At 71.6% G+C, this 3,163-nt stretch carries 4 protein-coding genes; 2 read left to right on the forward strand and 2 right to left on the reverse strand.

All coding sequences use genetic code 11. The features are described 5' to 3' along the window. Positions 1-277 (forward strand): FxsA family protein (locus HUW36_RS29240; RefSeq protein ID WP_174531066.1); only part of this gene is annotated, 277 nt, incomplete at its 5' end. A gap of 67 nt (positions 278-344) precedes the next feature. Here the strand turns inward: HUW36_RS29240 and HUW36_RS29245 are convergent. Beyond that, the gene (locus HUW36_RS29245) at positions 345-686 is read right to left on the reverse strand and encodes an RNA polymerase-binding protein RbpA (protein ID WP_046564157.1); all 342 of its coding nucleotides are present in this window, start codon (positions 684-686) and stop codon (positions 345-347) included. A 223-nt stretch (positions 687-909) separates the two neighbouring features. On the opposite strand from HUW36_RS29245, the gene HUW36_RS29250 reads away from it, so the two are divergent. Next, positions 910-2,391, forward strand: a complete 1,482-nt coding sequence (locus HUW36_RS29250; RefSeq protein ID WP_174531067.1) for a peptide MFS transporter — start codon at positions 910-912, stop codon at positions 2,389-2,391. An 8-nt stretch (positions 2,392-2,399) separates the two neighbouring features. On the opposite strand, the gene HUW36_RS29255 is transcribed toward HUW36_RS29250, so the two are convergent. Continuing rightward, complete coding sequence (locus HUW36_RS29255) at positions 2,400-2,990, reverse strand: pyridoxamine 5'-phosphate oxidase family protein (protein WP_174531068.1); 591 nt, start codon at positions 2,988-2,990, stop codon at positions 2,400-2,402. Positions 2,991-3,163: the final 173 nt, after the last annotated feature.

Consider the following 3,163-nt stretch of genomic DNA (forward strand, 5'->3'; position numbering starts at 1 on the left):
GGTGGGCCTGCTGGGCGCGCTGCTGCTGGCGCTGCCGGGGCTGGTCAGCGGCGCGGTGGGGCTGTTGCTGCTGGTGCCGCCGCTGCGTCGGCTGGCCGGCGGCGGGGTGCGCCGGGCCACCGAGCGGCGGGTGTCGTCGATGGTGGCCGGTGACCTGTTCGGGCCGCGCCGGGTCCGGGTCTACCAGGGGCAGTCCCAGCCGACCCCCACCCCCACACCGCAGCAGCCGGTGACGGAGCCCGGCCGGGCCATCGAGGGTGAGATCGTGGACCGCTGAGTACGCCCCAGACGTGACGAAACGCCCCCGGGAGTCGTCCCGGGGGCGTTTCGGTCGTTACGGGTGCTCAGGCGCGACCGCGGCGGGTGCGGACCTCCTGGAGCCGCTCGGCGAGGATGTCCTCCAGCTCGGCGATCGAGCGGCGCTCCAGCAGCATGTCCCAGTGGGTGCGCGGCGGCTTGGCCTTCTTCTGCTCCGGCTCGCTGCCGTCGACCAGGCGGGCGACGCTGCCGTCGAACTTGCACTCCCAGGTCGTCGGGACCTCGGCGTCGACGGCGAACGGCACCTCGAACTGGTGGCCCTTGGCGCACAGGTACTCGCGGGTCTGACGCGGCGCGAGCTCCGTGTTGCGGTCGGATTCGTAGCTGACCGCGCCCAGCCGGCTACCGCGCAGCATACGCTCGCCCATGATCGACTTCCCCTCGTCCGTGGTGCTGGTCTTCAGGTGTAACGGCCGTTCACCGCCCGCCCATTCCCCACCCACGCGGCAGGGCCGTACGCGGGTCGGGAGGTTCAAGGGTAACCGGCCATGACAGCTGCCCGGCGGGGTCGTCCCCGGCCGGGCCGAATCGGTGGAGTGTTTCGCCTGTCAACGGGGATGTTACCCACCCGCATGCGTGCCGGAGGTGACGATGACCAGTGACGCGCCGGTCGGAGCACGACCGCCCGCCGGGAAGACCTTCTTCGGTCACCCGCGGGCGCTGTCCACCCTCTTCCTCACCGAGATGTGGGAGCGGTTCAGCTTCTACGGGATGCGCGCCATCCTGGTGCTCTACCTGACCGCCGCGGTCGCCGACGGCGGGCTCGGCATCGGCGAGTCCAGCGCCAACGCCGTCTACGGCACCTACAACGCCATGGTCTACCTGATGGCGCTGCCCGGCGGCTGGGTCGCCGACCGGCTCATCGGCGCGCGCCGCAGCGTGCTGTGGGGCGGCGTGGTGATCGCCGCCGGCCACTACGTGATGGCGATCCCCACCGGGTGGAGCGTGTTCGCCGGCATGACCCTGATCGTGCTCGGCACCGGCCTGCTCAAGCCCAACATCTCCACCATGGTCGGTGACCTCTACGAGCGGGACTCACCACGCCGCGACGCCGGGTTCTCCATCTTCTACATGGGCATCAACCTGGGCGCGTTCATCGCCCCGCTGATCACCGGCTTCCTCGGCGAGAAGATCAACTGGCATCTCGGGTTCGGCGCCGCCGCGGTCGGCATGACCTTCGGCGTCATCCAGTACGTGGCCGGACGCCGCAACCTCGGCGACGCCGGCGCCGCACCGGCCGACCCACTGCTCGGTGCCGACCGGCGGCGGGCGCTGACCCGCGTCGGCGTGGCCACCGCCGTGGTGCTGGTGGTCCTGCTCGTGCTGCTGCTGGTCGGCTGGTTCACCGTCGACACGGTGGTCAACCTGCTCACCGTGGTCACCGTGCTGGTCACCGTCGCCTACTTCGCGCGGATCCTCACCGACCGGGAGATCAGCGACACCGAACGCAGCCGGATGAAGGCGTACGTGTGGCTGTTCGTCTTCGCCGCGTCGTTCTGGCTCATCTACGACCAGGCCGGCTCGGTGCTGAACATCTTCGCCGCCGACCGGACCGACCGGAACGTGGGCGGGTTCACCTTCCCGGCGTCCTGGCTGCAGTCGGTCAACCCGATCCTCATCATCATCGGCGCGCCGCTGGCCGCGTGGCTGTGGCTCAAGCTCGGCCACCGGGTCTCCACGCCGACCAAGTTCGCCGTCGGCCTGGTGCTCAACGGCCTGTCGTTCGTGCTCATGGCCGCCGCCGCCCAGGCCGCCGTCGGCGGCGACCTGGTCTCGCCGTGGTGGCTGGTCGCGGTGTACGCGATCCAGGTCGCCGGTGAGCTGTCGCTGAGCCCGGTGGGTCTGTCGGCCACCACGAAACTGGCCCCGGTCAAGTACGCCAGCCAGATGCTGGGCCTGTGGTTCCTCGCCACCGCCGTCGGCGACGCCATCGGCGGCCAGGTGGCCCGGCTGGCCGACAGCTGGTCGCAGGCGACCTACTTCCTGACCTTCGGCCTGGCCTCGGTGGTGCTGGGCCTGGCCGCGGTGATGTTCACCCGCCAGATCCGGGGCCTGATGGCCGGCATCCACTGACCGCCGGCTCACCCCGCCGGGACGGGCGGCAACGGCAACGGCAGACCGGGGAGGCCGTCGATGCTGGTGGCCACGTGCTCCTTGCCGGCGAAGTATGCGCTCAGCGACGCGTCGTCCTCCCGGGCGAACCGCCGCCCGTGCAGGTCCCGGTCGGTGTCGTAGCTCATCACCGGCACCGTGTAGCCGCAGGTGTCGCGGATCAGCTCGGCCCGCACCACGATCACCGCCCGCAGCCCGTGCGGGGTCGGGTCGATGTCGGGGAAGTGCCGCAACAGGTCCGGCCAGCGGCTGTCGTCGCGGAACACCGGCTCGCCGCGCCCGTGCACCCGCACGATGGTCGGCGGCCCGGCGAACGCGCACCACATCAGCGTGACCCGGCCGTTCTCCCGCAGGTGGGCGATGGTCTCGGCGTTGCTGCCGGCGAAGTCGAGGTAGGCCACGGTGTGCTCGTCGAGCACCGCCAGGCAACCGCGCAGACCCTTGGGGGAGAGGTTGACGGTGCCGTCGCCGGACAGCGGGGCCGTGGCCACGAAGAACATCGGCTGCGCCTCGATGAACTCCCGCAGCCGGCCGTCGATGCGCTCGTACGTCTTTCCCATGCCCCGATCCTCCCCCGAAGCGCGTTGCGGCGCTGCCCCGTCCCGGACCGTGGCCGGTCAACCGGTGCGCGTACCGAGCCGGGCCAGGGCCGAGGCCAGGTCGCTGACCTGGTCGGCGAGCTGCCCGGCGCGACGCTGCGCGGCGTCCCGCTCGGCCTCGGTCGCGGCCGTGC

Source organism: Micromonospora maritima, assembly GCF_902825405.1.
GTDB classification, from domain to species: domain Bacteria; phylum Actinomycetota; class Actinomycetes; order Mycobacteriales; family Micromonosporaceae; genus Micromonospora; species Micromonospora maritima.

Bases quoted from the DNA above. Each gene is read 5' to 3' on its own strand.
- HUW36_RS29250 (WP_174531067.1), top strand. From the start codon at position 910: ATGACCAGTGACGCGCCGGTCGGAGCACGACCGCCCGCCGGGAAGACC.
- HUW36_RS29245 (WP_046564157.1), bottom strand. From the start codon at position 686: ATGGGCGAGCGTATGCTGCGCGGTAGCCGGCTGGGCGCGGTCAGCTAC.
- HUW36_RS29255 (WP_174531068.1), bottom strand. From the start codon at position 2,990: ATGGGAAAGACGTACGAGCGCATCGACGGCCGGCTGCGGGAGTTCATC.